Annotated in this window: 16 protein-coding genes and 1 other RNA gene; 10 read left to right on the top strand and 7 right to left on the bottom strand. The window is 62.2% G+C overall.

Annotation, left to right across the window (positions count from 1 at the left end; genetic code table 11):
* Positions 1-36: 36 nt before the first annotated feature.
* Both xdhB and xdhA read right to left on the bottom strand, forming a co-directional pair.
* Positions 37-2436: a xanthine dehydrogenase molybdopterin binding subunit gene (xdhB, locus tag AC5O5I_RS07700; RefSeq protein WP_172220402.1), complete on the bottom strand. Its 2400-nt coding sequence runs from the start codon at positions 2434-2436 to the stop codon at positions 37-39.
* Positions 2429-3883, bottom strand: coding sequence for a xanthine dehydrogenase small subunit (gene xdhA / locus AC5O5I_RS07705; RefSeq protein ID WP_172220399.1), 1455 nt, complete (start codon positions 3881-3883; stop codon positions 2429-2431). The genes xdhB and xdhA overlap by 8 nt, the downstream gene beginning before the upstream one ends.
* A 267-nt stretch (positions 3884-4150) precedes the next feature.
* On the opposite strand from xdhA, the gene AC5O5I_RS07710 reads away from it, so the two are divergent.
* From AC5O5I_RS07710 to AC5O5I_RS07735, 6 genes are all read left to right on the top strand, one after another.
* Positions 4151-4810 (top strand): GntR family transcriptional regulator, encoded by a 660-nt coding sequence (locus tag AC5O5I_RS07710; RefSeq protein ID WP_172220397.1) that lies wholly within the window; start codon positions 4151-4153, stop codon positions 4808-4810.
* A 3-nt stretch (positions 4811-4813) separates the two neighbouring features.
* On the top strand, positions 4814-8302 hold the full coding sequence (gene smc / locus AC5O5I_RS07715) for a chromosome segregation protein SMC (protein ID WP_172220394.1): 3489 nt from the start codon (positions 4814-4816) through the stop codon (positions 8300-8302).
* A 205-nt stretch (positions 8303-8507) separates the two neighbouring features.
* Complete coding sequence (zipA, locus tag AC5O5I_RS07720) at positions 8508-9401, top strand: cell division protein ZipA (RefSeq protein WP_172286890.1); 894 nt, start codon at positions 8508-8510, stop codon at positions 9399-9401.
* Between the two features lie 238 nt (positions 9402-9639).
* Positions 9640-11970, top strand: a complete 2331-nt coding sequence (gene ligA, locus AC5O5I_RS07725) for an NAD-dependent DNA ligase LigA (protein ID WP_494512297.1) — start codon at positions 9640-9642, stop codon at positions 11968-11970.
* A 207-nt stretch (positions 11971-12177) separates the two neighbouring features.
* Positions 12178-12274: signal recognition particle sRNA small type (ffs, locus tag AC5O5I_RS07730), an RNA gene on the top strand.
* A gap of 680 nt (positions 12275-12954) precedes the next feature.
* Positions 12955-15627: a hypothetical protein gene (locus AC5O5I_RS07735; RefSeq protein ID WP_172227555.1), complete on the top strand. Its 2673-nt coding sequence runs from the start codon at positions 12955-12957 to the stop codon at positions 15625-15627.
* 163 nt (positions 15628-15790) lie between these two features.
* On the opposite strand, the gene AC5O5I_RS07740 is transcribed toward AC5O5I_RS07735, so the two are convergent.
* The gene (locus AC5O5I_RS07740; RefSeq protein WP_172227569.1) at positions 15791-16201 is read right to left on the bottom strand and encodes a helix-turn-helix domain-containing protein; all 411 of its coding nucleotides are present in this window, start codon (positions 16199-16201) and stop codon (positions 15791-15793) included.
* Between the two features lie 80 nt (positions 16202-16281).
* On the opposite strand from AC5O5I_RS07740, the gene AC5O5I_RS07745 reads away from it, so the two are divergent.
* Entirely contained in the window at positions 16282-16770 is a 489-nt protein-coding gene (locus AC5O5I_RS07745) for a DUF2938 domain-containing protein (protein ID WP_172227557.1), read from the top strand.
* Positions 16771-16817: 47 nt separating this feature from the next.
* Here AC5O5I_RS07745 and AC5O5I_RS07750 read toward each other — a convergent pair whose 3' ends face one another.
* Positions 16818-17573 carry a substrate-binding periplasmic protein gene (locus AC5O5I_RS07750; protein WP_494512298.1) on the bottom strand — a complete coding sequence of 252 codons (756 nt, stop codon included), beginning with the start codon at positions 17571-17573 and terminating at the stop codon, positions 16818-16820.
* A gap of 123 nt (positions 17574-17696) precedes the next feature.
* Here AC5O5I_RS07750 and dnaX point away from each other — a divergent pair, with 123 nt between their 5' ends.
* From dnaX to recR, 3 genes are all read left to right on the top strand, one after another.
* Positions 17697-19784: a DNA polymerase III subunit gamma/tau gene (dnaX, locus tag AC5O5I_RS07755; RefSeq protein WP_172227561.1), complete on the top strand. Its 2088-nt coding sequence runs from the start codon at positions 17697-17699 to the stop codon at positions 19782-19784.
* Positions 19785-19848: 64 nt separating this feature from the next.
* The gene (locus AC5O5I_RS07760) at positions 19849-20184 is read left to right on the top strand and encodes a YbaB/EbfC family nucleoid-associated protein (RefSeq protein WP_172227563.1); all 336 of its coding nucleotides are present in this window, start codon (positions 19849-19851) and stop codon (positions 20182-20184) included.
* 300 nt (positions 20185-20484) lie between these two features.
* On the top strand, positions 20485-21087 hold the full coding sequence (gene recR, locus AC5O5I_RS07765; RefSeq protein WP_172227565.1) for a recombination mediator RecR: 603 nt from the start codon (positions 20485-20487) through the stop codon (positions 21085-21087).
* A gap of 37 nt (positions 21088-21124) precedes the next feature.
* On the opposite strand, the gene AC5O5I_RS07770 is transcribed toward recR, so the two are convergent.
* The 3 genes from AC5O5I_RS07770 to hemN all read right to left on the bottom strand — a co-directional run bounded on the left by AC5O5I_RS07770 (position 21125) and on the right by hemN (position 24032).
* The gene (locus AC5O5I_RS07770; RefSeq protein ID WP_054573138.1) at positions 21125-21673 is read right to left on the bottom strand and encodes an adenine phosphoribosyltransferase; all 549 of its coding nucleotides are present in this window, start codon (positions 21671-21673) and stop codon (positions 21125-21127) included.
* A 55-nt stretch (positions 21674-21728) separates the two neighbouring features.
* Positions 21729-22463, bottom strand: a complete 735-nt coding sequence (gene fnrA, locus AC5O5I_RS07775; protein ID WP_003254301.1) for a Crp/Fnr family transcriptional regulator FnrA — start codon at positions 22461-22463, stop codon at positions 21729-21731.
* A gap of 186 nt (positions 22464-22649) precedes the next feature.
* The gene (gene hemN / locus AC5O5I_RS07780) at positions 22650-24032 is read right to left on the bottom strand and encodes an oxygen-independent coproporphyrinogen III oxidase (RefSeq protein ID WP_494512299.1); all 1383 of its coding nucleotides are present in this window, start codon (positions 24030-24032) and stop codon (positions 22650-22652) included.
* Positions 24033-24193 lie beyond the last annotated feature (161 nt).

The following is a 24193-nucleotide window of genomic DNA, read 5'->3' on the forward strand; positions in this document are numbered from 1 at the left end:
TCGCGGGTGAAGCCGCTCCCACAGGGTTCCTCGCTGTCAGTGAGGAGCGGTTTCCAGTTCCTGTTCGGCAGGCTGCGTGGCAGCCACCGCCTTGCGCATCTGCTCGCACCCCCACAACACCCGCTCCGGCGTCGCCGGCGCATCCACCTGCGGCTGCAGGCGATAATCGGCCAGGCTGGCCACGGCGTCCTTGATCGCACACCAGGCGGCGATGCCGAGCATGAACGGTGGCTCGCCCACGGCCTTGGAGTGGAACACGGTGTCTTCCGGGTTCTTGCGGTTTTCCACCAGCTTTACCCGCAGGTCGATCGGCATGTCGGCCACCGCCGGGATCTTGTAGCTGGCCGGGCCGTTGGTCATCAGCTTGCCCTTGGCGTTCCACACCAGTTCTTCTGTGGTCAGCCAGCCCATGCCCTGGATGAAGCCGCCCTCTACCTGGCCGATGTCGATGGCCGGGTTCAGCGAGTCGCCCACGTCGTGCAGGATGTCGGCACGCAGCATCTTGTATTCGCCGGTCAGGGTATCGACGATCACCTCCACACAGGCGGCGCCAAAGGCGAAGTAGTAGAACGGCCGGCCGCGTGCCTGGCTGCGGTCATAGTAGATTTTCGGCGTGCGGTAGAAGCCGGTGGTGGACAGCGATACCTGGGCGAAGTACGCCTGCTGCACCAGTTGCTCGAAGCTGACGATCTGGTCGCGCACGCGCACATGGCCGTTGCGGAACTCGACGTCTTCCTCGGTGACCTGGTAGTGCCGAGCGGCAAACTCGGTCAGGCGCTTCTTGAGGATTTCGGCCGCGTTCTGCGCCGCCTTGCCGTTCAGGTCGGCACCACTGGAAGCAGCGGTGGGCGAGGTGTTGGGCACTTTGTCGGTGTTGGTGGCGGTGATCTGGATGCGGCTGAAATCCACCTGGAAGACCTGCGCCACTACCTGCGCCACCTTGGTGTTCAGGCCCTGGCCCATCTCGGTCCCGCCGTGGTTCAGGTGGATGCTGCCATCGGTGTAGATGTGGATCAGCGCACCGGCCTGGTTGAGGAAGGTGGCGGTGAACGAAATGCCGAACTTCACCGGCGTCAGTGCCAGGCCTTTTTTCAGGATCGGGCTGTTGGCGTTGAACCGACGGATCGACTCGCGGCGCTCGGCGTAGTCGCTGCTGGCTTCCAGTTCGGCGGTCATCTCCTCGAGCATGTTGTGCTCGACGGTCTGGAAGTAGTGGGTGACGTTGCGCTCGGTCTTGCCGTAGTAGTTGGCCTTGCGCACCGCCAGCGGGTCGCGGCCCAGGTGGCGGGCGATGTGGTCCATCACCTGCTCGATGGCGACCATGCCCTGCGGGCCGCCAAAGCCGCGGTAGGCGGTGTTGGAGGCGGTGTTGGTCTTGCAGCGGTGGCCGTGCACGGTGGCGTCGCCCAGGTAGTAGGCGTTGTCGGAGTGGAACATCGCGCGGTCGACGATCGAACCGGACAAGTCGGGCGAGTAGCCACAGTTGCCGGCCAGGTCGAAGTTGATGCCATGCAGGCGGCCGTCATCGTCGAAGCCCACGTCGTATTCCACGTAGAACGGGTGACGCTTGCCGGTCATGGTCATGTCCTCGACCCGCGGCAGGCGCATCTTGGTCGGCTGGCCGGTCAGGCGCGCCACCACGGCACACAGGCACGCCGGGCTGGCGGCCTGGGTTTCCTTGCCACCAAAACCGCCACCCATGCGGCGCATGTCCAGCACCACCTTGTTCATCGGCACGTCGAGCACTTCGGCGACCAGCTTCTGCACTTCGGTGGGGTTCTGCGTGGAGCAATAGACGATCATGCCGCCGTCTTCAGTGGGCATCACCGAGGACACCTGGGTTTCCAGGTAGAAGTGCTCCTGGCCACCGATGTGCAGGGTGCCCTGGATGCGGTGCGGAGCGCTGGCCAGGGCAGCAGCCGAGTCGCCGCGCTGGTGGGTATGGCTGTCGAGGACGAAGTGCTTCTTGCGCAGCGCCTCGACCACGTCCAGCACCGGCTCCAGGTCTTCGTACTCGATGATCGCGGCCATGGCGGCGCGGCGCGCGGTTTCCAGGTCGCGGGCGGCGACAGCGAGTACCGGCTGGCCAAAGAACTCGACCTTGTCGATGGCCAGCAGCGGGTCGCCGGCCACCACCGGGCCGATGTCCTTGAGGCCGGGGATGTCCTCGTGGGTGATGGCGATACGCACGCCCTCGAATGCATAGCAGGGTGTGGTATCGACGCGCAGGATGCGCGCATGAGCGCGGTCGGCGGTGCGTGCGTACACGTGCAGCTGGTTGGGGAAGTCCAGACGGTCGTCGATATACACCGCCTCGCCAGACACATGCTTGTCGGCGCTGTCGTGCTTGACGCTGCGGCCGACACCGGTGGTCAGGTCCTGGCTGAACAGTTCGGCCATCTCGGCCTGGCTCTTGGCTACGTGATGGTTAGACATAAGCGGTCACCCGGGTCTCGATGTGCGGCGTTTGCTGTTCGATGAAGTACTTGCGCAGCAGGTTCTGCGCGGTCAGCAGGCGGTATTCCTTGCTGGCGCGGAAGTCGCTGAGCGGGGTGAAATCCTCGGCCAGAGCCTGGCAGGCGCGCTCGATGGCGGCCTGGTTCCACGGCTTGCCGCGCAGCGCCGCCTCGCAGGCGCGGGCCCGCTTGGGGATCGCCGCCATGCCGCCGAAAGCGATGCGCACGCCGCTGACCACGCCGTCTTCGATGCTCAGGTTGAAGGCGCCGCACACGGCAGAGATGTCATCGTCCAGGCGCTTCGACACTTTATAGGCGCGGAACGCCCAGTCGCTGGTGGCGCGTGGCACGATGATCTTCTCGATGAACTCGCTGTCCTGGCGGGCAGTGATGCGGTAGTCGATGAAGTAGTCTTCCAGCGGCATCACCCGTTGCCGCTCGCCCTGGCGCAGGACAATCTGCGCATCCAGCGCGATCAGCAGGGGCGGCGAGTCGCCGATCGGGGAGGCGTTGCCGATGTTGCCGCCGAGCGTGCCCTGGTTGCGGATCTGCAGCGAGGCGAAGCGGTGCAGCAGGTCGCCGAAGTCGGGGTATTCCTGGTGGAGCGCGCCGTAGCAGTCGGTGAGCGGGGTGGCGGCGCCGATCTGCAGATGGCTGGCGGTTTTTTCGATGCGCTTGAGTTCGGCCACGTGGCCGACATAGATCATCACCGGCAGGGTCTTGTGAAACTGCGTGACCTCCAGCGCCAGGTCGGTACCGCCGGCCAGCAGTCGCGCTTCGGGGTGCGAACTGTACAGGTCGGCCAGGTCGGCCACGGTCAGCGGCACCAGGCAACGCTTGTCGCCGCTGTTCAGCTCGCCGGTCTGGGTCGGTGCGATGGCCTTGAGGCGGCTGATGGTCTGCGCTTGCTGGGCATCGAACTGGTCGCGGCAGGGCTGGCGGCAACTTTGTTCGGCGGCATCCAGGATTGGCCGGTAGCCGGTGCAGCGGCACAGGTTGCCGGCCAGGGCTTCCTGGGCCAGGTGCAAGTCAGGGCCGCTGCTGTTCTTCTGCAGGGCAAACAGTGACATGACGAAACCGGGGGTGCAGAAGCCGCACTGCGAACCATGGCAGTCGGCCATGGCCTGTTGCACGCTGTGCAGCTGGCCCTGGTGCTTGAGGCCTTCGACGCTGATCAGTTGCTTGCCGTGCAGCGACGAGACGAAGGTCAGGCATGAGTTCAGGCTGCGGTAACGCAGGCTGTCGTTGCCCTGGTCGTCCTCGGTCAGTTCGCCGACCACCACGGTGCAGGCGCCGCAGTCGCCGCTGGCGCAGCCCTCCTTGGTGCCGGGTTTGCCCAGGTGCTCGCGCAGGTACTGCAGCACCGTCATGTTCGGGTCCAGGGCATGCTCGCTGCGCAGCTCCTGGTTGACGAGAAACTGGATCACGGGGGTGGCCTCGCAATGGTTTTATTGTTGTTGGGCGGACTCTAAGCAAGACCTGTCCAGCAGGTCAATATTTTTCTGACTCAAAGGTCAAGAAAATGCCCGTATCCATACCCGGCCGATCAGTACGCCCATATCACAAGCATAGATCGCGCCGCGCGCATGGCTGTCTGACAGGTCAAATAAACCGCCTGGCCCCTCTGCGCCAGCAGCGATCAAGTACGCTACAATCCGCCCCTTGTGCGAGCTCAACGATTTTGAAGGAAAACCATGACGTTCAAGGCCCCGGACAGCCTTTCCGAGCAGATTGCCGATTACCTGGCCGAACGCATCATTCGCGGCGAGCTGGCGCCAGGCGAGCGTATCCAGGAGCAAAAGGTTACCCAGGCGCTCAACGTCAGCCGCGGTTCGGTGCGCGAGGCGCTGCTGATCCTCGAGCGCCGTCACCTGGTGGCGATCCTGCCGCGTCGCGGTGCCCACGTGACCGAGCTGGACGAGCGCAGTGTGCGCAGCCTGTGCGCGCTGATGGGCGAGTTCTACATCCTGCTGGGCAACGCGGTTGCGCAAAAATGGCGCACCGATGCCGACCTGCGCCCGTTCCTGGACATCCAGCAGCGCCTGCAGCGCGCCCATGACCAGCTGGACATCAAGGCGTTCGTCGCTGACAGCTTCGCGGTCATGCGTGCGGCCTACCCGTTTGCCGACAACCCGTACCTGCAGGAAACCGTGGAAAACCTGCAGCCAGCCATGAGCCGCGCCTACTACCTGTCGCTGGACCAGCGCCAGGCCAACATGATCGACTACCTGGACCTGTTTGCCCGCCTGCTTGACGCCGTGGTTGCCCGTGACCTGCCGCGCATTCGCGAGGTGCTTACCGCCTATGGCCAGCGCAGCTGCGAACTGGTGCTGGCGGCGCTGGCCCGAGGCTGACCGATGCGCCTGAAATGCATTCGCCTGGCCGGGTTCAAGTCATTCGTCGACCCGACCACGGTCAACTTCCCCAGCAACATGGCGGCCGTGGTCGGCCCCAACGGTTGCGGCAAGTCCAACATCATCGACGCGGTGCGTTGGGTGATGGGCGAGAGTTCGGCCAAGAACCTGCGCGGCGAGTCGATGACCGACGTCATCTTCAATGGCTCCAGCGGCCGCAAGCCGGTCAGTCAGGCCAGCATCGAGCTGGTGTTCGACAACAGCGAAACCACGCTGGTGGGCGAATACGCCGCCTACGCCGAGATATCGATCCGCCGCAAGGTCACCCGCGACGCGCAGAACAGCTATTACCTGAACGGCACCAAGTGCCGGCGCCGCGACATCACCGACATTTTCCTGGGCACCGGCCTGGGGCCGCGCAGTTATTCGATCATCGAGCAGGGCATGATCTCCAAGCTGATCGAGGCCAAGCCCGAGGAACTGCGCAATTTCATCGAAGAAGCCGCCGGCATTTCCAAGTACAAGGAGCGCCGCCGCGAGACCGAGAACCGCATCCGCCGCACCCAGGAAAACCTGGCCCGCCTGAGCGACCTGCGCGAAGAGCTGGAGCGCCAGCTGGAGCGCCTGCACCGCCAGGCCCAGGCCGCCGAGAAGTACCGCGAGTACAAGGCCCACGAGCGCCAGCTGAAGGCGCGCCTGTCGGCGTTGCGCTGGCGCGATCTGGACGAGCGCGTGCGCCAGCGCGAGTCGGTGATTGGCGACCAGGACGTTTCGCACGAAGCGTTGGTGGCCGAGCAGCGTAATGCCGATGCGAGCATCGAGCGCCTGCGCGACGGCCATCATGAGTTGTCCGAACGCTTCAACCAGGTGCAGGGCCGCTTCTACTCGGTGGCCGGTGACATCGCCCGGGTCGAGCAGAGCATCCAGCACGGCCAGCAGCGCCTGCGCCAGTTGCAGGACGACTTCAAGGAAGCCGAGCGCACGCGGCTTGAAACCGAGTCGCACCTGGGTCACGACCGCACCCTGCTGGCTACCCTGGGTGAAGAGCTGGCCATGCTCGAGCCCGAGCAGGAACTGACCCTGGCCGCCGCGGAAGAGGCTGCGGCGGCCCTGGAAGAGGCCGAGCTGGGCATGCACGGCTGGCAGGAGCAGTGGGACAGCTTCAACAGCCGCTCTGCCGAACCGCGCCGCCAGGCCGAAGTGCAGCAGGCGCGCCTGCTGCAGCTGGAGGCCAGCCTGGAGCGCCAGGCCGAACGCCAGCGCAAGCTGGGTGAGGAGCGCGAACAACTGGGTAGCGACCCGCAGGACGCCGCCATGCTGGAACTGGCCGAGCAACTGGCCAGTAGCGAAATGCAGCTTGAAGAGCTGCAGCTGTCCGAAGAGCAGGTGGTCGAGCGCCTGGAAAACCTGCGTCAGCAGCTGCAACAGGCCACCCAGGCCCAGCAGCAGGCGCAGGGTGACCTGCAGCGCCTCGGTGGCCGCCTGGCTTCGCTGGAAGCCCTGCAGCAGGCGGCACTGGAGCCAGGTGCCGGTGCTGCCGACTGGCTGCGTGGCCAGGGCCTGGAGCAACAGCCGCGCCTTGCCGAAGGGCTGCGGGTGGAGCCGGGCTGGGAATTGGCGGTTGAGACAGTGCTCGGTGCCGACTTGCAGGCCGTGCTGGTAGATGATTTCAGTCGCCTCGATTTCGCTGGCCTGGAACAAGGTGAACTGCGCTTGCTGGTGGCCAGCAGCGTCAGCCCGGCATTGACCGGCAGCCTGCTGGCAAAGGTCGAAGGCCGTATCGACCTGGCGCCCTGGCTGGGCCAGGTCAAGCCCGTGGAAGACCTGGCCCAGGCGCTGGCGCAGCGCGCATCGCTTGGCGAAGGCCAGAGCCTGGTCAGCCGCGACGGCTACTGGGTGGGTCGGCACTTCTTGCGCGTGCGCCGTGGCAGTGAAGCCGAGGGCGGCGTGCTGGCGCGCGGCCAGGAAATCGAGCGGCTGGGCCAGCAGCAGCTGGAACAGGAAGCGGCGCTTGAGCAGCTGGAGCAGCAACTGCAGGCCTTGCGTGAGCAGCAGCTGGGACAGGAAGAACAACGCGAGCAACTGCGCCGCCGCACCCAGGAAGAAAACCGCCTGCATGGCGAGCTGAAAGCCAGCCTCTCGGCCAGCCGCGCCCGCGCCGAGCAGGTCGAACTGCGCCGCCGGCGCCTGCAGGAAGAACTGGCCGAGCTGGAGGAGCAGCGCGCCCTGGAGCACGAGCAACTGGGCGAAGGGCGCTTGCTGCTGCAGGAAGCCCTGGAACTGATGGCTCAGGACACCGAACAGCGCGAGCAGTTGATGGCCCGCCGCGACACCCTGCGCGAAAGCCTCGACCGGGTGCGTCAGGATGCCCGCCAGCACAAGGATCACGCCCACCAGCTGGCCGTGCGCCTGGGGTCGCTGCGTGCCCAGCACGACTCCACCCGCCAGGCCCTGGAGCGCCTGGAGCAGCAGGCCGCGCGCCTGACCGAGCGCCAGCAGCAACTGAGCCTGAACCTGGAGGAGGGCGAGGCCCCGCAAGAAGAGCTGCGCCTGAAGCTGGAAGAACTGCTGGAGCGGCGCATGAGCGTCGACGAGGAAATGCGCCTGGCCCGCTTGCACATGGACGAAGCCGACCGCGAACTGCGCGATGCTGAAAAGCGCCGTACCCAGGCCGAGCAGCAGGCCCAGCTGCTGCGTGGCCAGCTGGAGCAGTTGCGCCTGGAGGCCCAAGGCCTGGATGTGCGGCGCAAGACCCTGCAGGAGCAGTTGCTGGCCGATGGCTACGACCTGCAAGGGGTGCTCGCCACCCTGGAGGCCGAGGCCAGCGAACAGGCCACCGAACAGGAGCTGGAGCAGCTCGACGCGCGTATCCAGCGCCTGGGCGCGATCAATCTGGCGGCCATCGAAGAGTACGAGCAGCAGTCTGAGCGCAAGCGCTACCTGGACGCCCAGAACGCCGACCTGGTCGAAGCCCTGGAGACACTGGAAAACGTCATTCGCAAGATAGACAAGGAAACCCGCAATCGCTTCAAGGATACCTTTGATCAGATAAATGCCGGATTACAGGCACTTTTCCCAAAAGTTTTCGGTGGCGGCAGCGCTTATCTGGAACTGACGGGCGAAGATCTACTCGATACAGGGGTGACGATCATGGCGCGACCGCCGGGCAAGAAGAACAGCACCATCCACTTGCTGTCCGGCGGCGAGAAGGCACTGACCGCTTTGGCGCTGGTGTTTGCCATCTTCAAGTTGAACCCCGCACCGTTCTGCATGCTCGACGAGGTCGATGCACCGCTGGACGATGCCAACGTCGGGCGCTATGCGCGCCTGGTCAAGGAAATGAGTGAGAGCGTGCAGTTCATCTACATCACCCATAACAAGATTGCCATGGAGATGGCGGATCAATTGATGGGGGTGACCATGCATGAACCAGGTTGTTCACGTCTTGTAGCAGTTGATGTGGAGGCGGCCATGGCCATGGTCGACGCTTGATGCGCGACGATAGGGGCACATTCTGCAGCGAAATGCCCCCGTCAGGTGCGACAGACGGTGTAAAGTTGTCTTTGGTCGTGCTAGCTTAATGTCACTCGTTTTTTGCGTGGGTAAAACGCCTGTCAGAACATAGAGTTGGCGCCACGTGTTAAAGGGCTTTGAACCCTTTGTTTTCAAGCATATTTTTATAGAGGCACGGGATTACATGGAAATCGGTCTGCGCGAGTGGCTGATCGTCATCGGCATCATTGTCATTGCCGGGATTCTTTTCGACGGCTGGCGCCGCATGCGCGGCGGTAAAGGCAAGTTGAAATTCCGTCTGGATCGCAGTTATTCCAACGTACCGGACGAAGAGGGCGGCACTGCCGAAGTGCTCGGCCCACACCGGGTGCTGGATGCCCACAAAGAGCCTGAGCTGGACGAAAGCGACCTGCCGTCGCTCAGCGCTTCTGGGCGTGATCGCGAGCGCGAGCCCAAGCCAGCCAAGGCCAGCAAGCGCGGCAAGCGTGCCACCGCTACGGCAGAGGTGCAGCAGGGCGATCTCAACCTCAGCGCCGCTCCGCGCGAGGCCGACCTGTTTGCCGACAGCGATGACGACTTTGCCGCCGACAACACTCGCAGCAGCGGTGCGGCGCCTGCCAGCAGCAGCGTCAAGGAGCTGCCGCCGGCAGAGGAAGTGCTGGTCATCAGCGTGATCTCCCGCGACGAGGGCGGTTTCAAGGGGCCGGCACTGCTGCAGAACATCCTGGAAAGCGGCCTGCGCTTCGGCGAAATGGACATTTTCCACCGTCACGAGAGCATGGCCGGTCACGGCGAAGTGCTGTTCTCCATGGCCAATGCGGTCAAGCCTGGTGTGTTCGACCTGGACGACATCGACCACTTCAGCACCCGCGCAGTCAGCTTCTTCCTTGGCTTGCCAGGCCCGCGTCATCCGAAGCAGGCCTTCGATGTGATGGTGGCCGCGGCACGCAAGCTGGCCCACGAGCTCAACGGCGAGCTCAAGGATGACCAGCGCAGCGTGCTGACCGCCCAGACCATCGAGCACTACCGCCAGCGCATCGTCGAATTCGAGCGCCGCGCGCTGACCCAGAAGCGCTGACAGATCCAGACGAAAGAGCAGCCTGAGGGCGTGCTGGTCGGTTCGGGTGTTGTTGTTACCTGTTCCGGCCCTATCGCCGGCAAGCCAGCTCCCACAGACATACCATTGTCCACCGGGCCTGTGGTGTACCTGTGGGAGCTGGCTTGCCGGCGATAGGGCCGGAGCAGGCGATAACAAATCCAGGCTCCAGTCACCACCTCCAGGCTGCTCTTTTGCTTTGCAAGAGAAGACAAATCCCATGACCGCCGAATCCCGTATCCACGAACTGCGCCACGAACTCGACCAGCACAACTACCGCTATTACGTGCTCGACGAGCCCAGTGTGCCCGACGCCGAATACGACCGTCTGTTCAACGAGCTCAAGGCCCTGGAGGCCGAAAACCCGCACCTGGTAACACCCGACTCGCCCACCCAGCGCGTCGGCGGCCAGGCCTTGGCCGCCTTCAGCCAGGTGCGCCACGAAGTGCCCATGCTCAGCCTGGGCAACGCCTTCGAGGAAGCCGACCTGCGTGAGTTCGGCCGCCGCGTGGTTGACGGCCTCGACCAGCCCGGGGCGGTCGACTTCAGCTGCGAACCCAAGCTCGACGGCCTGGCCGTGAGCTTGCTGTACCGCGACGGCCAGTTGGTGCAGGGCGCCACCCGTGGCGATGGCACCACCGGGGAGGACATCAGCGCCAACGTGCGCACCGTGCGCAACATCCCGCTCAAGCTGCAGGGCGAGGGCTGGCCGGCGGTGCTGGAGGTGCGCGGCGAGGTGTACATGAGCAAGGCCGGTTTCGATCGGCTGAATGCTGCTCAGGCCGAGGCCGGCGCCAAGACCTTCGCCAACCCGCGCAACGCCGCCGCTGGCAGTCTGCGCCAGCTGGATTCGAAAATTACCGCCAGCCGCCCGCTGGAGTTCTGCTGCTATGGCGTCGGTCAGGTTTCCGAGAGCATCGGCGACAGCCATATCGGCGTTCTCGAGCAACTCAAGGCCTGGGGTATGCCGATCAGCCGCGAGCTCAAGCACGCGGCGGGTATCGAGGAATGCCTGGCCTACTACCGCGACATCGGCGAGCGGCGCAACAACCTGCCGTACGAAATCGACGGTGTGGTGTTCAAGGTAAACAGCCTGGCCTCCCAGCGCGAGCTGGGTTTCCGTGCCCGTGAGCCGCGCTGGGCAATCGCCCATAAATTTCCGGCCATGGAAGAACTCACCGAAGTGCTCGACGTCGAGTTCCAGGTTGGCCGCACGGGTGCGGTAACGCCTGTGGCCCGCCTGAAACCGGTCAAGGTGGCCGGCGTGACCGTGTCCAACGCCACCCTGCACAACATGGATGAAATTGCCCGCCTTGGCCTGCGCATCGGTGACACGGTCATCATCCGCCGTGCCGGCGACGTGATTCCGCAGGTGATGCAGGTGGTGCTAGAGCGCCGCCCGGAAGGTGCCCGTCCGGTCGCCGTGCCAAGCGAATGCCCGGTATGTGGCTCGCAGGTCGAGCGTACCCAGCTGGTCAAGCGCAGCAAAGGCAAGGAAACCACCAGCGAAGGTGCGGTATATCGCTGTGTCGGCCGGCTGGCGTGTGGCGCCCAGCTCAAGCAGGCAATCATTCACTACGTGTCGCGCCGCGCCATGGACATCGACGGCCTTGGCGAGAAGAGCGTCGAGCAACTGGTGGACGAAGGCCTGATCGGTTCGCCGGCAGACCTCTACAAGCTTGAATTCGAGCAGATCGTCGGCCTGGAAGGCTTCGCTGAAGTGTCCAGCAGGAAACTGCTGGACGCCATCGAGGCCAGCAAGCGCCCGAGCCTGGCGCGTTTCATCTATGCACTGGGCATTCCGGATGTTGGTGAAGAAACCGCCAAGGTGCTGGCCCGCTCGTTGGGCAGCCTGGCACGGGTGCAGCAGGCACTGCCGCAGGTGCTTACCTACCTGCCGGACATCGGCCTGGAGGTTGCCCACGAGATCCACAACTTCTTCGAAGACGAGCACAACCAGAAGGTTATCAGGCAATTGCTGGACAGCGGCATGCAGCTGCAGGACGAAGGCGAGCTGGCGGCAGATTTTGCGGCCAGCACCACGCTGGCCGGCATGATTGCCAAGCTCGACATCGCCTCGGTCGGCCCGACCGGTGCCGAGAAGCTGGTGGCCAAGCTCGACAGCCTGGAAAAGATCATCGCGGCCGACGGCATCGACCTGCGCCAGGCCTTGGCGGCCAAGCAGGCCGATGCCGTGCGTGAGTTCTTCAAGGATGAAGCCAACCAGAAGCTGGCGCGGGCCATCGAGGCGCAGCTGCTGGCGTTCGGCATGCACTGGAGCAGCGAGAAGAAGGTTGCCGAAGGCCTGCCGCTGGCGGGCCAGACCTGGGTGCTGACCGGCAGCCTGGAGCGCATGAGCCGCGACATAGCCAAGGACAAGCTGGAAAGCCTGGGGGCCAAGGTGGCCGGCTCGGTTTCTGGCAAGACCCACTGCGTGGTGGCGGGGCCGGGTGCCGGTTCCAAGCTGGCCAAGGCCAGCGAGCTGGGGGTGAAGGTGCTCGATGAGGATGCCTTCATCGGCTTCCTGGCCGAGCAGGGTATCGCGGTCTAACCCTTCTGCGCACCCCTGTAGGAGCGGCCTTGCGCCGCCCCTCCCATTGTAGGAGCGGGTTCACCCGCGAATAGGCCTTTGCAGGTCACCCCTGTCCGGACAAGTCATTGAGAAATGATGACTTTTTCTCATCCAGAGGTTGTATCTGCCCCCAAGACCGGTACAATGGCGCCACTCGCTGCTCAGCGAGGCATGTAGTGGTGGCCCCATCGGTCCCCCCGCATTGATTACCCGTCAACCTGGTCAGATCCGGAAGGAAGCAGCCATAGCGGGAACATCGAGTGCCGGGGTGTGGCTGGTGGGGCCGCCTCCATTACGTAAGTCCTTAATTCTAAAGGACTTCCTCCCAAGAAAATCTAGAAGTGGGCCAGTACCGTATTGCACCTAGTGGTGCGCTGTGGACGGCATTCCAGCCGACTATAAACCGCCTTCAGACAGGCTCCACCACCACTTTTTGCTACCGTGGTAATAGTCGTGTTCGTTAGGTTACTGTGAGGTTGCGGCCCCAATTTTCTACAGGGCAGTAGCATGCGCATTGCAGTACCCAGCGGCGTGGTACTGGCGATCAACCTAACCAAACAACTCGCAAGACTGCGTTTGATAAGAAGGTGGCTGCTGCGGCTCTAGCTGGAGCGGCAAGTACCGCTCCTTCTGGATACCCCGCAGTAGGCGTAGCAGTTGCAATTGTCAGTGTCTCCGCCATTTTTCCTACCCTATCTGTCCGCCATCATACATGAAGCCCCGCAGATCCAGGTCTGCGGGGTTTTTCATTTCGGGATTATTAATAGCATTTGTAGATAGCTCACCGTGACGGGGAAATATCAACTCACCGCTTCCGCGCGGGAAGTTGGTCGGAGCATCCCTGGTCTCAAAAGATGTGAAAGGAGGGGGGCTGGACCTGACATTTCTGCCAGTTGTCCTGCATAGCGGGCACTCCTACAGTAGAGCTGTTTAATCCATGCCGTTACGAGTGAGGAATGAGCCATGAGTTTACCAGGAGCTGTACCCCCAAGCGCCCCAGTAACAGTGGATGGCGTCGCGTCGATTGATGAAGAGCTCAAGGGCTTTGCGGCTTACGTGAAATCGAAATATCCGAACACGACGTCTACAGCCTTGCAACGTCCTTATATAGATGATGTGATTCACCCTGCGGCCACCGAGGATTTTGGGATCAGTGATGAATTGGTTGAGGATTCTGAGAGTACGGTGACTGTGCTTGTTGCTCTGGATGCCAAAACGGCGGAGCAAGACTATCTTGGCTTGTTTTGGGGGGGGAATCTGGTTGCGGGAGGGAAAATCACTAGTAGTGAGGCAGGGAAGTATAAGACATTCAAGATTGAAGGTAAGAAAATCCCAGAAGGTAGCTCTTTTTTGAAGTATACGGTGTACAAAGCAGTCGGCGGCGCATTTCTTGAGTCTCCGACAGTTAGCACGTTGTTCCGTAGAGGTCAGCCGGGCGTGAAAGGGACGCAAGGTGTTGGCTTGGAGCTCAGTGCGCCCGTCGTGGCCTTGCCTGCGTCTTCCGTTATTGGTCAAGACGAAGCAAAAGCAGGTATCAAGGTCACCATACTTGCCTATCTGAGCATGAATGAGAATGATGTGATCTATGTGTACTGGGGGGATCAGGAAATCTCGCACAAGGTGACTGAAGCTCAGGTCGGTAAGCCTATTGAATTGATGGTGCCGGAAGGTGTTGTAAAGGCAGAGGGCGATAGTAAATCATTGCCTGTATATTATTACGTTGCAGATGTCGTTGGTAACGAATCGGAATGGTCCGAAGAAACCAAGGTCGAGGTCAATACTGAAGGCGTTACGCTGAGCGCGCCTGAAGTGCTGAGTGGTAATGGTGCTGTTATCACAACGGGTGAGATCGAGACTGCCAGTATTTCACTGGACTATGTGGCCCTTCAGTTTCCTGGAAAGTTTCAGGTGGGTGACAGTCTCCTCCTGCATTGGGTGGGCACTACCGAGCAAGGTCAAAGCACATCAAAGAACTTTGGGCCGCTTATCGTCCAAGATTCGATCAAACCTCAGCAAGTTCAAGTTCCGTACGATCAGTGGTGGCCACTCGGTGGAGGCAGTGCACAGTTTTCATATACGTTGACACCCAAGACTGGGGTGCCCATTACATCGAAGAAAGGGTATATCAACGTTACAGGCATGGCTTCGTTGTTGCCAGTGCCGACGATCCACAAGACAGAAGGTGGTTGGGTTGATCCGGACCTCAAATTCATTAATGTCCTGATTCCGCTGACTGCCAATTTTCAAGCACAAGATGAAATTACCCTTGTGTGGCATGGTACAAAATCGGAGGGTTCCCCGCTTTCGATACCTGTAAAAAAGGTACCGGTCACCAGCAATATGGTTGGCAGCCCGATAGCGATCCGGCTTGCTGGGCTGACTTTCCTCAAGGTGCTTGAAGGTGGTTTTGTGAAAGTCTCGTACCACGTGGCACGAGGCAAGCAGGTCTTCAAGTCTGAAACCGCAACTTACGAAATTGGCGACCCTGTTGAGAGCCTGCCGGCACCTGCAACTGAATTGCCGCTGATCAATAGCACCCTGGATCCCGATAATGATGAATATGAATTCAATATGGTCATCGAGATCCCTGAGGGTGCTGAGCAACCGGCCCCGTGCACGATTTACCTGCATTGGGAAACCTCTGAAGGTGATTATTATCGCGACGAACTGAAAGTCTCTAAAGATGATAACGGACCCTTTCGATTCACTGTGCCTCGCTCTGTCTATGAGTTAGAAGGTGCAGCGCCTGTAGAAATGACGGTATACTACGCGGTCGAATGGCCAGGAAAGCCTATTGCTGCATCCGCTGATTTTGTCTTCACCGTGGCAACCGCAGCGATGCAGAAGAATTTCATTGGCGCTCCAGTGGTGCCCTTGGAAGTGGGCGGCAAACTGAACCTGACACCAATCATTGACAATCTACTCCCCGTGCGTGTCGATCACCCCAGTCTGGCGCTTGGCGATGAAGTTGTCATCAAGGTCGGTAATTACTCAAGCGGTAAGATGCTGCTGACCAGTGCGGGTGCCAAAACATTCAATTTGCCGCTTGATCGAGTACTCGCTCAGAACATGAAATCACTGCTGGATAGTGCTGCTCAACCCCTTGCTGTGCGCTACGAATTGGTACGCAATGGGACCACGCAGGTCACTCTTTCCAATGTGCTTAATTTGCAGCTTATTGGAGCGGTTTCCAAGGAGAATTTTGAGTCGGTTGGGGCCAGGACTTTGCCGCTTGGGGCGGTACTAGAGTGCCCTGGGCTAACCGTTACAGTGACCAGAGGCCATTGCTCATTGTTGTGTAGCCGCTGCGATGGTTGGTATCCAACCTGGGGGAATATTATTTCTACGGGCCATGGTGCCCATATAAAATTTACTCTGAGAGGGTTGGCCAAGGCGATCAGCTTTGATATCGCGGATGATTTTAGAGGGGCGCATAAAGTACGCTTTTACACGGCAGCCGGCACTGTGATTACTACCATTCCAGCGCCGAAATTTTCCGATGCCAAGCCGGCGGGGTATCGACCTCATTCCACACGGGTTTCATTCACCTCACCTAGTTCTGCCATCAAGTCGTTTGAGTTCATGGATGGCGGTACAAATGTGCATCTCGATAACATTCGGTACACACCTTTTTAGGGATGGTCCGAAAAAGCCATGCATCTCTGGCTAACTTCAGTGGCTGCCAGTTTAAAAAGCATCCGACTGATCCCAAAACTGGGATCAGTCGCGCGGTTCTATATTTTTTATTACCGCCAGCGCATCACGGCAGCCCTTTTGCGTATTACACACGCATTGACTGTCATCTCGTCAGGCCTGTGTAGCCCCCTTTTTTCCCAAGCCCCGCCGCAGCTAGCTGCATCAGGCGGCGGAATTTCGGGCATGCCAAATGATCTTCTTCCGGGCATTGCGCTGCGTGCCGCAAGCCCTTGCTCATGGCCTGCAACTGCTTGATCCGCGCATCAAGTTCGTCCGCCTTAGCCATCAGCATCTGCCGGTCTACCTGCAGGTCCACCAGCATCGCCCCCACTTCGTCCAGTGAAAAACCTGCAGCCTGCCCTAGGGCGATCAACGCCAGGCGGTCCGCAACATCGGCGGCGAACTGCCGCCGTTGCCCAGGTCCGGCCAAGGACTTGAGCAAGCCTTTCTTCTCGTAATAACGCAGCGTCGATGCACGTACGCCTGTGCGCTTGGCGACGTCAGCAATATCCATTCGGGCCCTTGACTTGAAGTTGACTTCAACTTCTATGCTGCGCGGCATGGTGTTGATCGTCAATCCTGGAGGGCTTTTGCATGACATTTTTATCGATATTTTCCGCTGCGTTGCCCATTGGTATCGGTGCCACGGTAGTGATGGACCTGTGGGCGCTTCTGCTCAGGCGGCTGGGTATCGCCACGTTGAATATGGCCATGGTCGGGCGCTGGGCGGGGCATTTGCTGAGCGGGCGTGTGCGGCATCAGGCGATTGCCAAGGCCGAGCCGGTTCGGCATGAACTGGCGTTGGGCTGGGTGATTCATTACGCCATTGGCGTGCTGTTCGCGGTGCTTCTGGTGGTGGTTGCGGGGGAGGGGTGGTTGCTGGTCCCTACCTTGGTGCCAGCGCTGGCGCTAGGTGTGCTGACCGTCGTGGCGCCATTGTGCTTCATGCAGCCGGCGATGGGGGCGGGGTTCTTTGCGTCAAAAACGCCGATGCCTGCGCGTAACTGCCTTAAGAGCCTGGCCACGCACTTCGTGTTTGGCGTAGGGCTGTTTGTGAGTGCGCGGCTGCTGGCTTCGGTGTGAGGAGATAGGGAGATGCGGCAGTGCTGGCACGGCTGCGCCATCAAGCACTACCGCCGTACCCCAACCAACCCGATCCCCCCATACCGCTGCACAATCCGCTCGATCTCACCGGACTGCTTCATCCGCACCAAGGCCCGCAGCAGCCTCTGCGTCGGTATCGCCGGATCATTGCGCACCATGCACCCCAGGTCCTGTTCCTCCAGCACTGCCAGCGCAGGCAGCTGCTGCTGCGCCGGCAAGCCCTGGTTGAACCACTGCAACGACAGCTGGTTGCTTACCGCATGCCGATACCGCCCCGCCTGCAGCTTCTGCAGCACCAGCAGCTGGCTGCGGCTGTCTTCGCGTTGCAATCGGCCTTGGTCCAGCAGAGGCTGCAGGGTCGAATAGGTGTAGCCCAGCACGGTGCCGACCGTCTGGGGTGGCAGATCCTCAGGTGGCATCGGCTGGCTTTCACCCACCCCCCCCACCAGCACGTCACGTTGGTGAATCAGCGGGATGCTCCAGACAAAATCCCCCGGCCGGTCATTGAACCATTGGGTGCTCACATAGCAGCGCACATCGATATCGCCACTGTTCATGGCCTCCTGCAAGCGCAGGCGGGCCATCACGTGAAACGCCGGGCGGACGCCCACTTCCCTGGCCATGGCCTGCATCAGGTCGTACAGCAAACCCTCCACCGGCTGGTCGCCTTCGATGCGCACCAGTGGCATGCTCCAGCTTTCAGCTACGGAAAAACGCACTACGGGCTGCTCAGCCAGGCTGCAGGAGCACCAAAGCAGTAACAGGGTCAGCAGTGTTCGCAAAAGCAATCCTCCCTGGACAGCGCGTCAGTATTGAAGCTTAGACGACTCGCGCAGGGTGCAATTTTGCCCCCGCTCCGCTAGCATTAGCGATCTTCCGCTCGATCAGGCTACGATGGTTTTTCGATGAGTTATCAGGTTCTTGCACGTAAATGGCGTCCGCGCTCGTTTCGCGAAATGGTCGGCCAGGCCCATGTGCTCAAGGCCTTGATCAATGCCTTGGACAACCAGCGCCTGCACCATGCCTACCTGTTTACCGGTACCCGTGGCGTGGGCAAGACTACCATCGCCCGAATCATCGCCAAGTGCCTGAACTGCGAAACCGGCATCACCTCTACACCCTGCGGCACTTGTTCGGTGTGCCGGGAAATCGACGAGGGCCGCTTCGTCGACCTGATCGAGATCGACGCCGCCAGCCGTACCAAGGTCGAGGACACCCGCGAACTGCTCGATAACGTGCAGTACGCCCCCAGCCGCGGGCGCTTCAAGGTCTACCTGATCGACGAAGTGCACATGCTCTCGACCCACTCGTTCAACGCCTTGCTCAAGACGCTGGAAGAGCCGCCTCCCTACGTCAAGTTCATCCTGGCCACTACCGACCCGCAGAAGCTGCCGGCCACCATCCTGTCGCGCTGCCTGCAGTTCTCGCTGAAGAACATGAGCCCGGAGCGGGTGGTCGAGCACCTGAGTCACGTGCTGGCCGCTGAGAACGTGCCGTTCGAACCCGATGCCCTGTGGCTGCTGGGCCGCGCCGCCGATGGCTCGATGCGCGACGCCATGAGCCTGACCGACCAGGCCATCGCCTTTGGCGAGGGCAAGGTGCTGGCGGCCGATGTGCGCGCGATGCTTGGCAGCCTTGACCACGGCCAGGTCTATGGTGTGTTGCAGGCACTGCTCGAAGGCGACGCCCGGGCCTTGCTCGAGGCCGTGCGCAACCTGGCCGAGCAGGGGCCGGACTGGGCTGGCGTGCTGGCCGAAATGCTCAATGTGCTGCACCGCGTAGCCATTGCCCAGGCGCTGCCAGAGGCCGTGGACAACGGCCAGGGCGACCGTGACCGGGTGCTGGCGCTGGCGTCGGCGCTGCCCGCCGAGGACGTGCAGTTCTACTACCAGATGGGCCTGATCGGTCGCCGTGACCTGCCCTTGGCGCCGGACCCGCGTGGCGGCTTCGAAATGGTGTTGCTGCGCATGCTGGCGTTCCGCCCGGCCGACACCGACGATGCGCCGAAGCCGGTGCTAAAGCCAGTGGGGATCAGCCAGGCCACAGCTGATCCTGCAACCCCGGTGGCAGCGCCAGCGGTTGCCGTGGCGCCGCCCCCTGCCGAGGCTGTGTCGCCAGAACCTGCCCCTGCCACTGCGCCGCTGGTAGTGCCGCCGCCTGCCACAGCTGACCATGAACCGGAACAGGAACCAGACACCGCGCTGAAAGCCGAGATCGAGGCCATTTCAGTGCCCGAGCCGGTTGCCGAGGTGGTTGACCTGCCTTGGGAGGAGCCGGTCGCAGCCTCCGAGCCTGCGCCGGTCGAGCCTGTGCCAGAGCCCTTGGCTGCCCCGCAGGCAGCGCCTCAGCCTGCGCCGCCGGCAACCCGGCCGGCACCTCAGCCTGAAGCCGACGCGCCGCCTTTCGATCCGTCCGCCTACGCCGCCGTGGGCATGGATCGCGACGATGAGCCGCCGCTGGACGACGACTATTACGGCGGTGAAAGCGACCCGGTCGGCTTCAGCTACCTGGACGAACTGGCCGAACACATCCAGGAAGAGGCGCCCAAACCTGTCGCGCAACCGCTGCCAGCGGCCAAGCCGGCCACCGGCCTGGCCCTGCAATGGCTGGAATTATTCCCGCAGTTGCCTGTGTCCGGGATGACAGGCAACATCGCGGCAAACTGTACCCTGATCGCCGCCGATGGCGATGACTGGCTGCTGCACCTGGACCCTGGCCAAGGCGCGCTGTTCAACGCCACCCAGCAGCGGCGCCTGAACGATGCGCTCAACCAGCACCTGGGGCGTACCCTGAACCTGCGTATCGAGCTGATCCTGCCCGAGCAGGAAACCCCGGCCCAGGCAGGGGCGCGCAAGCGTGCCGAGCGCCAGCAGGACGCGGTCACCTCGATCGAGCAGGATCCGTTGATCCAGCAAATGATCAAGTTGTTCGGTGCCAAGGTGCGGCAGGATACTATTGAGCCTGTAGAGGCCCTGGCCAATCAGGGCCAGTAACGGATAACCATGCGGCCGGCCCGGTGCCGGGCCGCATCACATGACCCAATCGAGGTATACCCCCATGATGAAAGGTGGCATGGCCGGCCTGATGAAGCAGGCCCAGCAGATGCAGGAAAAAATGGCCAAGATGCAGGAAGAACTGGCCAACGCCGAAGTCACCGGTCAGTCCGGTGGCGGCCTGGTGAGCGTGGTGATGACCGGTCGTCACGACGTGAAGCGCGTCAGCATCGACCAGAGCCTGATGTCGACTGACGAAGACGACAAGGAAGTGCTGGAAGACCTGATCGCCGCCGCGCTTAACGATGCCGTGCGCAAGATCGAGCAGAGCAGCCAGGACAAGATGGGCGGCATGACCGCCGGCATGCAACTGCCTCCGGGCTTCAAGATGCCGTTCTAAGGGCATTGCGATACCGAAACCGCCGCTGACAACAGCGGCGGTTTTTTTGTGCAGAAATTTCAGGCCAGATGCGGTCTGCTCTTTTGTAGGAGCGGCCTTGCCGGGGCGCCGGACCGGTCGGATAGGGCTGCGCATCAGCCGCGGCAATTCATGCTGCGAAGCAAAGCTCCTGGGGCCGCTGCGCGCCCCATCGCGACACAAGGCCGCTCCTACAAGGACGGTGTGGGGCTGGAGGCTGATTTGACGCCACTGCCCACGCTGGGTATAAACCGCCTCTTATTGATTTGTCAGGCCATTCCCATGAGCTTCAGCCCCCTCATCCGCCAATTGATCGACGGCCTGCGCATTCTGCCGGGTGTCGGCCAGAAAACCGCCCAGCGCATGGCCCTGCAACTGCTCGAGCGTGACCGCAGCGGCGGCCTGCGCCTGGCCCAGGCGCTGACCCAGGCCATGGAAGGGGTGGGCCACTGCCGCCAGTGCCGTACCTTGACCGAGCAGGAGCTGTGCCCGCAATGCGCCGATACGCGTCGTGACGACACCCAGCTGTGCGTGGTCGAGGGCCCGGTGGATGTGTATGCGGTGGAGCAGACCGGCTACCGGGGCCGTTACTTCGTGCTCAAGGGCCACTTGTCGCCGCTGGACGGCCTGGGGCCGGAGGCGATCGGTATTCCGCAGCTGATGGCGCGGATCGAGGAGCAGGGCACCTTCACTGAGGTGATCCTGGCGACCAACCCGACGGTGGAGGGTGAGGCGACGGCGCATTACATTGCGCAGTTGCTGAACGAGAAGGGCCTGGTGGCGTCGCGCATTGCCCATGGCGTGCCGCTGGGCGGCGAGCTGGAGCTGGTGGATGGTGGGACCTTGGCCCACGCCTTTGCAGGGCGGCGGCCGATTTCGCTCTGATTCGGAATTGCCGGGGGCGCGTTGCGCCCCCGAATAATCAGTATTCGCTGAGAGAAAATTCGGTAAGGCAGAAGGTAGGCACCCCGGCCGCCTGCAGCCGGCGCGACCCCTCCAGCTCTGGCAGGTCGATGATCGCCGCCGCCTCAAACACCTGCGCCCCGGTCCTACGCACCAGGTTCGCTGCTGCCAGCAGGGTACCGCCCGTAGCAATCAGGTCGTCGAAGATCAGCACCGAATCCCCTTCGCACAGGCTGTCGGCATGCACTTCCAGGAAGGCTTCGCCGTATTCGGTCTGGTAACCCTCGCTAAGCACGTCAGCCGGCAGCTTGCCTTGCTTGCGGAACAGGATCAGCGGCTTGTTCAACTGGTGCGCGATGATCGAGCCGATCAGGAAGCCCCGCGCGTCCATGGCGCCGATGTGGCTGAACTCAGCCTCGACATAGCGCTCGATGAACTGGTCGGCGACATAGCGCAGCCCACGCGGCGACTGGAACAGCGGGGTGATGTCGCGGAAGATCACGCCTGGTTTCGGGAAGTCCACTACCGGGCGGATCAGGGCTTTGAGGTCGAAAGCGTCGCTGTGCATTGTTGCGGGTATCCTGGGAAAACGAATGGCCAAGTATACCCGCTAAACGCAGGCCTCAGGCCTCGATTGCGCCACCGGCCAGCGCACACAGCTGGATCGGGTCGAGGATGTGCACTTCCTTGCCTTCGGCGCGCAGCAGGCCGTTCTGCTGGAAGCGGGTGAACACCCGCGACACGGTTTCCACCGCCAGGCCCAGGTAATTGCCGATTTCGTTGCGCGACATGCTCAGGCGGAACTGGTTGGCCGAATAGCCGCGTGCGCGGAAACGTGCGGACAGGTTGACCAGGAAGGTGGCGATGCGCTCGTCAGCGGTCTTTTTCGACAGCAGCAGCATCATTTGCTGGTCGTCACGAATCTCCCGGCTCATCACCCGCATCAGCTGGCGGCGTAGCTGCGGCAGTTGCACCGACAGCTCGTCGAGGCGCTCGAAGGGGATTTCGCACACCGAAGTGGTTTCCTGAGCCTGGGCCGATACCGGATAGGCTTCGGTATCCATGCCCGACAGGCCGACCAGCTCGCTGGGCAGGTGGAAGCCGGTGATCTGCTCCTCGCCGCTGTCGCTCAGGCTGAAGGTTTTCAGGGCGCCGGAACGTACCGCGTAAACCGAGCCAAAACTGTCCCCCTGGCGGAACAGGAACTCGCCTTTTTTCAGCGGTCGCCCGCGCTTGACGATTTCATCCAGTGCATCCATGTCTTCCAGATTCAGTGAAAGAGGCAGGCACAGGGGGGCCAGGCTGCAATCCTTGCAATGGGCCTGGTTGTGTGGGCGCAGTTTGACTGGCTCGGACATTTGAATCGATCCTTGTGGGAAAGCACACATAAGTCGTAAGGGTAACCCACGACACAGGGTGTAGGCCAGCGTGCGCGATGATGGTGCGCCGTGGCGAAACCCCGGCAGTGGCCTGCCGGGAGTCCTTGTGTGCCCAATAGTGTGCCCGACAAGGAAACTTGTCCATGCGGTCGAACGACTCGGTGTTCAGATCACCCGTGAGAAGCGTTGGCGGTTCTGCATCGCCAGGTAGGCGTCGAACACCATGCACACCGAGCGCGCCAGCAGGCGGCCAGCTGGCAGGATGCGGATGCCCTTGTCGTCCAGGCTGATCAGGCCGTCGCGCTGCAAGTTCAGCAGCTGGGGCCAGAGGTCGTTGAAGTAGCCGCGAAAGTCGAGGGTGAAAGCCTGTTCGATGGGCTCGAAGTCCAGTTCGAAATGGCAGATCAGCTGCTGGATCACCGCCCGGCGTACGCGGTCGTCCTGGCTGCAGAGCAGACCACGCTGGGTGGCCAGCTGGGCGTTGGACAGGCTTTCCTGGTAGGTGGCGAGGTCGCTGCTGTTCTGGCAATACAGGTCGCCGATCTGGCTGATGGCCGACACGCCCAGCCCGATCAGGTCGCAATGGCCATGGGTGGTGTAGCCCTGGAAATTGCGCTGCAGGGTGCCTTCTTCCTGGGCAATCGCCAGCTCGTCGTCGGGCAGGGCGAAGTGGTCCATGCCGATGTAGCGGTAGCCGGCTGCGGTCAGCTGGTCGATGGTCGCGTGCAGCATCTCCAGCTTGGCGGCCGCGCTGGGCAGGTCGTTGCTGTCGATGCGCCGCTGTGGCATGAACCGCTCGGGCAGGTGGGCGTAGTTGAACACCGAGAGCCGGTCGGGTTGCAGGCGGATCACTTCTTCGACGGTACGGGCAAAGCCTTCCGGGGTTTGCTTGGGCAGCCCGTAGATGAGGTCGAGGTTGACCGAGCGGAACTGCAGCGTGCGCGCAGCCTCGATCAGGGTGCGGGTCTGCTCCAGGCTTTGCAGGCGGTTGACTGCGCGCTGCACGGCCGGGTCGAGGTCCTGCACGCCGAGGCTGACGCGGTTGAAGCCCAGCTCGCGCAGCAGGCCCATGGTCGACCAGTCGGCCTCGCGGGGGTCGAGCTCGATGCCGTAGTCCCCGGAATCGTCCTCCAGCAAGTGGAAATGCTGGCGCAGGGTGGCCATCAGCTGGCGCAATTCCACATGGCTGAGGAAGGTCGGCGTGCCGCCGCCGAAATGCAGTTGCTCGACCCGTTGCCCAGGCGCCAGGTGGCAGGCGATCAGGCGGATTTCCTGCTCCAGGCGCTGCAGGTAGGGCGCAGCGCGGGCGCGGTCTTTGGTGATGACCTTGTTGCAGGCGCAGTAGTAGCAGATGTTGGCGCAGAACGGCACGTGCACGTACAGCGACAGAGGGCGCACCGCCCTGCGGCTTTCGCGCAGGGCGTGGAGCAGGTCGAACGAGCCCACTTCGCTGTGCAGCTGCACGGCGGTCGGATAGGAGGTATAGCGTGGCCCGGCCAGATCGTAGCGGCGGATCAGGTCGGTATCCCAACGTAGGTCGTCGAGCATGAAGGCGGTCCCTGGAAAGAGCAGCAGTGCACCGGAGTCTATGGTCGCGCGTAGGAATCTGTGTTGATTTGTATCAAGGGGAGTCGGCGTGCTATCGAGGGCCGCTGTGCGGCCCAATCGCCGGCAAGCCAGCTCCCACAGGGGGGCGTGTAAGTCTCAAG

It is taken from the genome of Pseudomonas sp. 9_2_1 (assembly GCF_059295275.1).

Coding starts and splice junctions, on each gene's coding strand:
- zipA (WP_172286890.1), top strand. CDS start 8,508: ATGGAAATCGGTCTGCGCGAGTGGCTGATCGTCATCGGCATCATTGTC.
- dnaX (WP_172227561.1), top strand. CDS start 17,697: ATGAGTTATCAGGTTCTTGCACGTAAATGGCGTCCGCGCTCGTTTCGC.
- fnrA (WP_003254301.1), bottom strand. CDS start 22,463: ATGTCCGAGCCAGTCAAACTGCGCCCACACAACCAGGCCCATTGCAAG.
- hemN (WP_494512299.1), bottom strand. CDS start 24,032: ATGCTCGACGACCTACGTTGGGATACCGACCTGATCCGCCGCTACGAT.
- xdhB (WP_172220402.1), bottom strand. CDS start 2,436: ATGTCTAACCATCACGTAGCCAAGAGCCAGGCCGAGATGGCCGAACTG.
- AC5O5I_RS07735 (WP_172227555.1), top strand. CDS start 12,955: ATGAGTTTACCAGGAGCTGTACCCCCAAGCGCCCCAGTAACAGTGGAT.
- AC5O5I_RS07745 (WP_172227557.1), top strand. CDS start 16,282: ATGACATTTTTATCGATATTTTCCGCTGCGTTGCCCATTGGTATCGGT.
- AC5O5I_RS07770 (WP_054573138.1), bottom strand. CDS start 21,673: ATGCACAGCGACGCTTTCGACCTCAAAGCCCTGATCCGCCCGGTAGTG.
- AC5O5I_RS07760 (WP_172227563.1), top strand. CDS start 19,849: ATGATGAAAGGTGGCATGGCCGGCCTGATGAAGCAGGCCCAGCAGATG.
- AC5O5I_RS07740 (WP_172227569.1), bottom strand. CDS start 16,201: ATGGATATTGCTGACGTCGCCAAGCGCACAGGCGTACGTGCATCGACG.
- ligA (WP_494512297.1), top strand. CDS start 9,640: ATGACCGCCGAATCCCGTATCCACGAACTGCGCCACGAACTCGACCAG.
- smc (WP_172220394.1), top strand. CDS start 4,814: ATGCGCCTGAAATGCATTCGCCTGGCCGGGTTCAAGTCATTCGTCGAC.
- AC5O5I_RS07710 (WP_172220397.1), top strand. CDS start 4,151: ATGACGTTCAAGGCCCCGGACAGCCTTTCCGAGCAGATTGCCGATTAC.
- recR (WP_172227565.1), top strand. CDS start 20,485: ATGAGCTTCAGCCCCCTCATCCGCCAATTGATCGACGGCCTGCGCATT.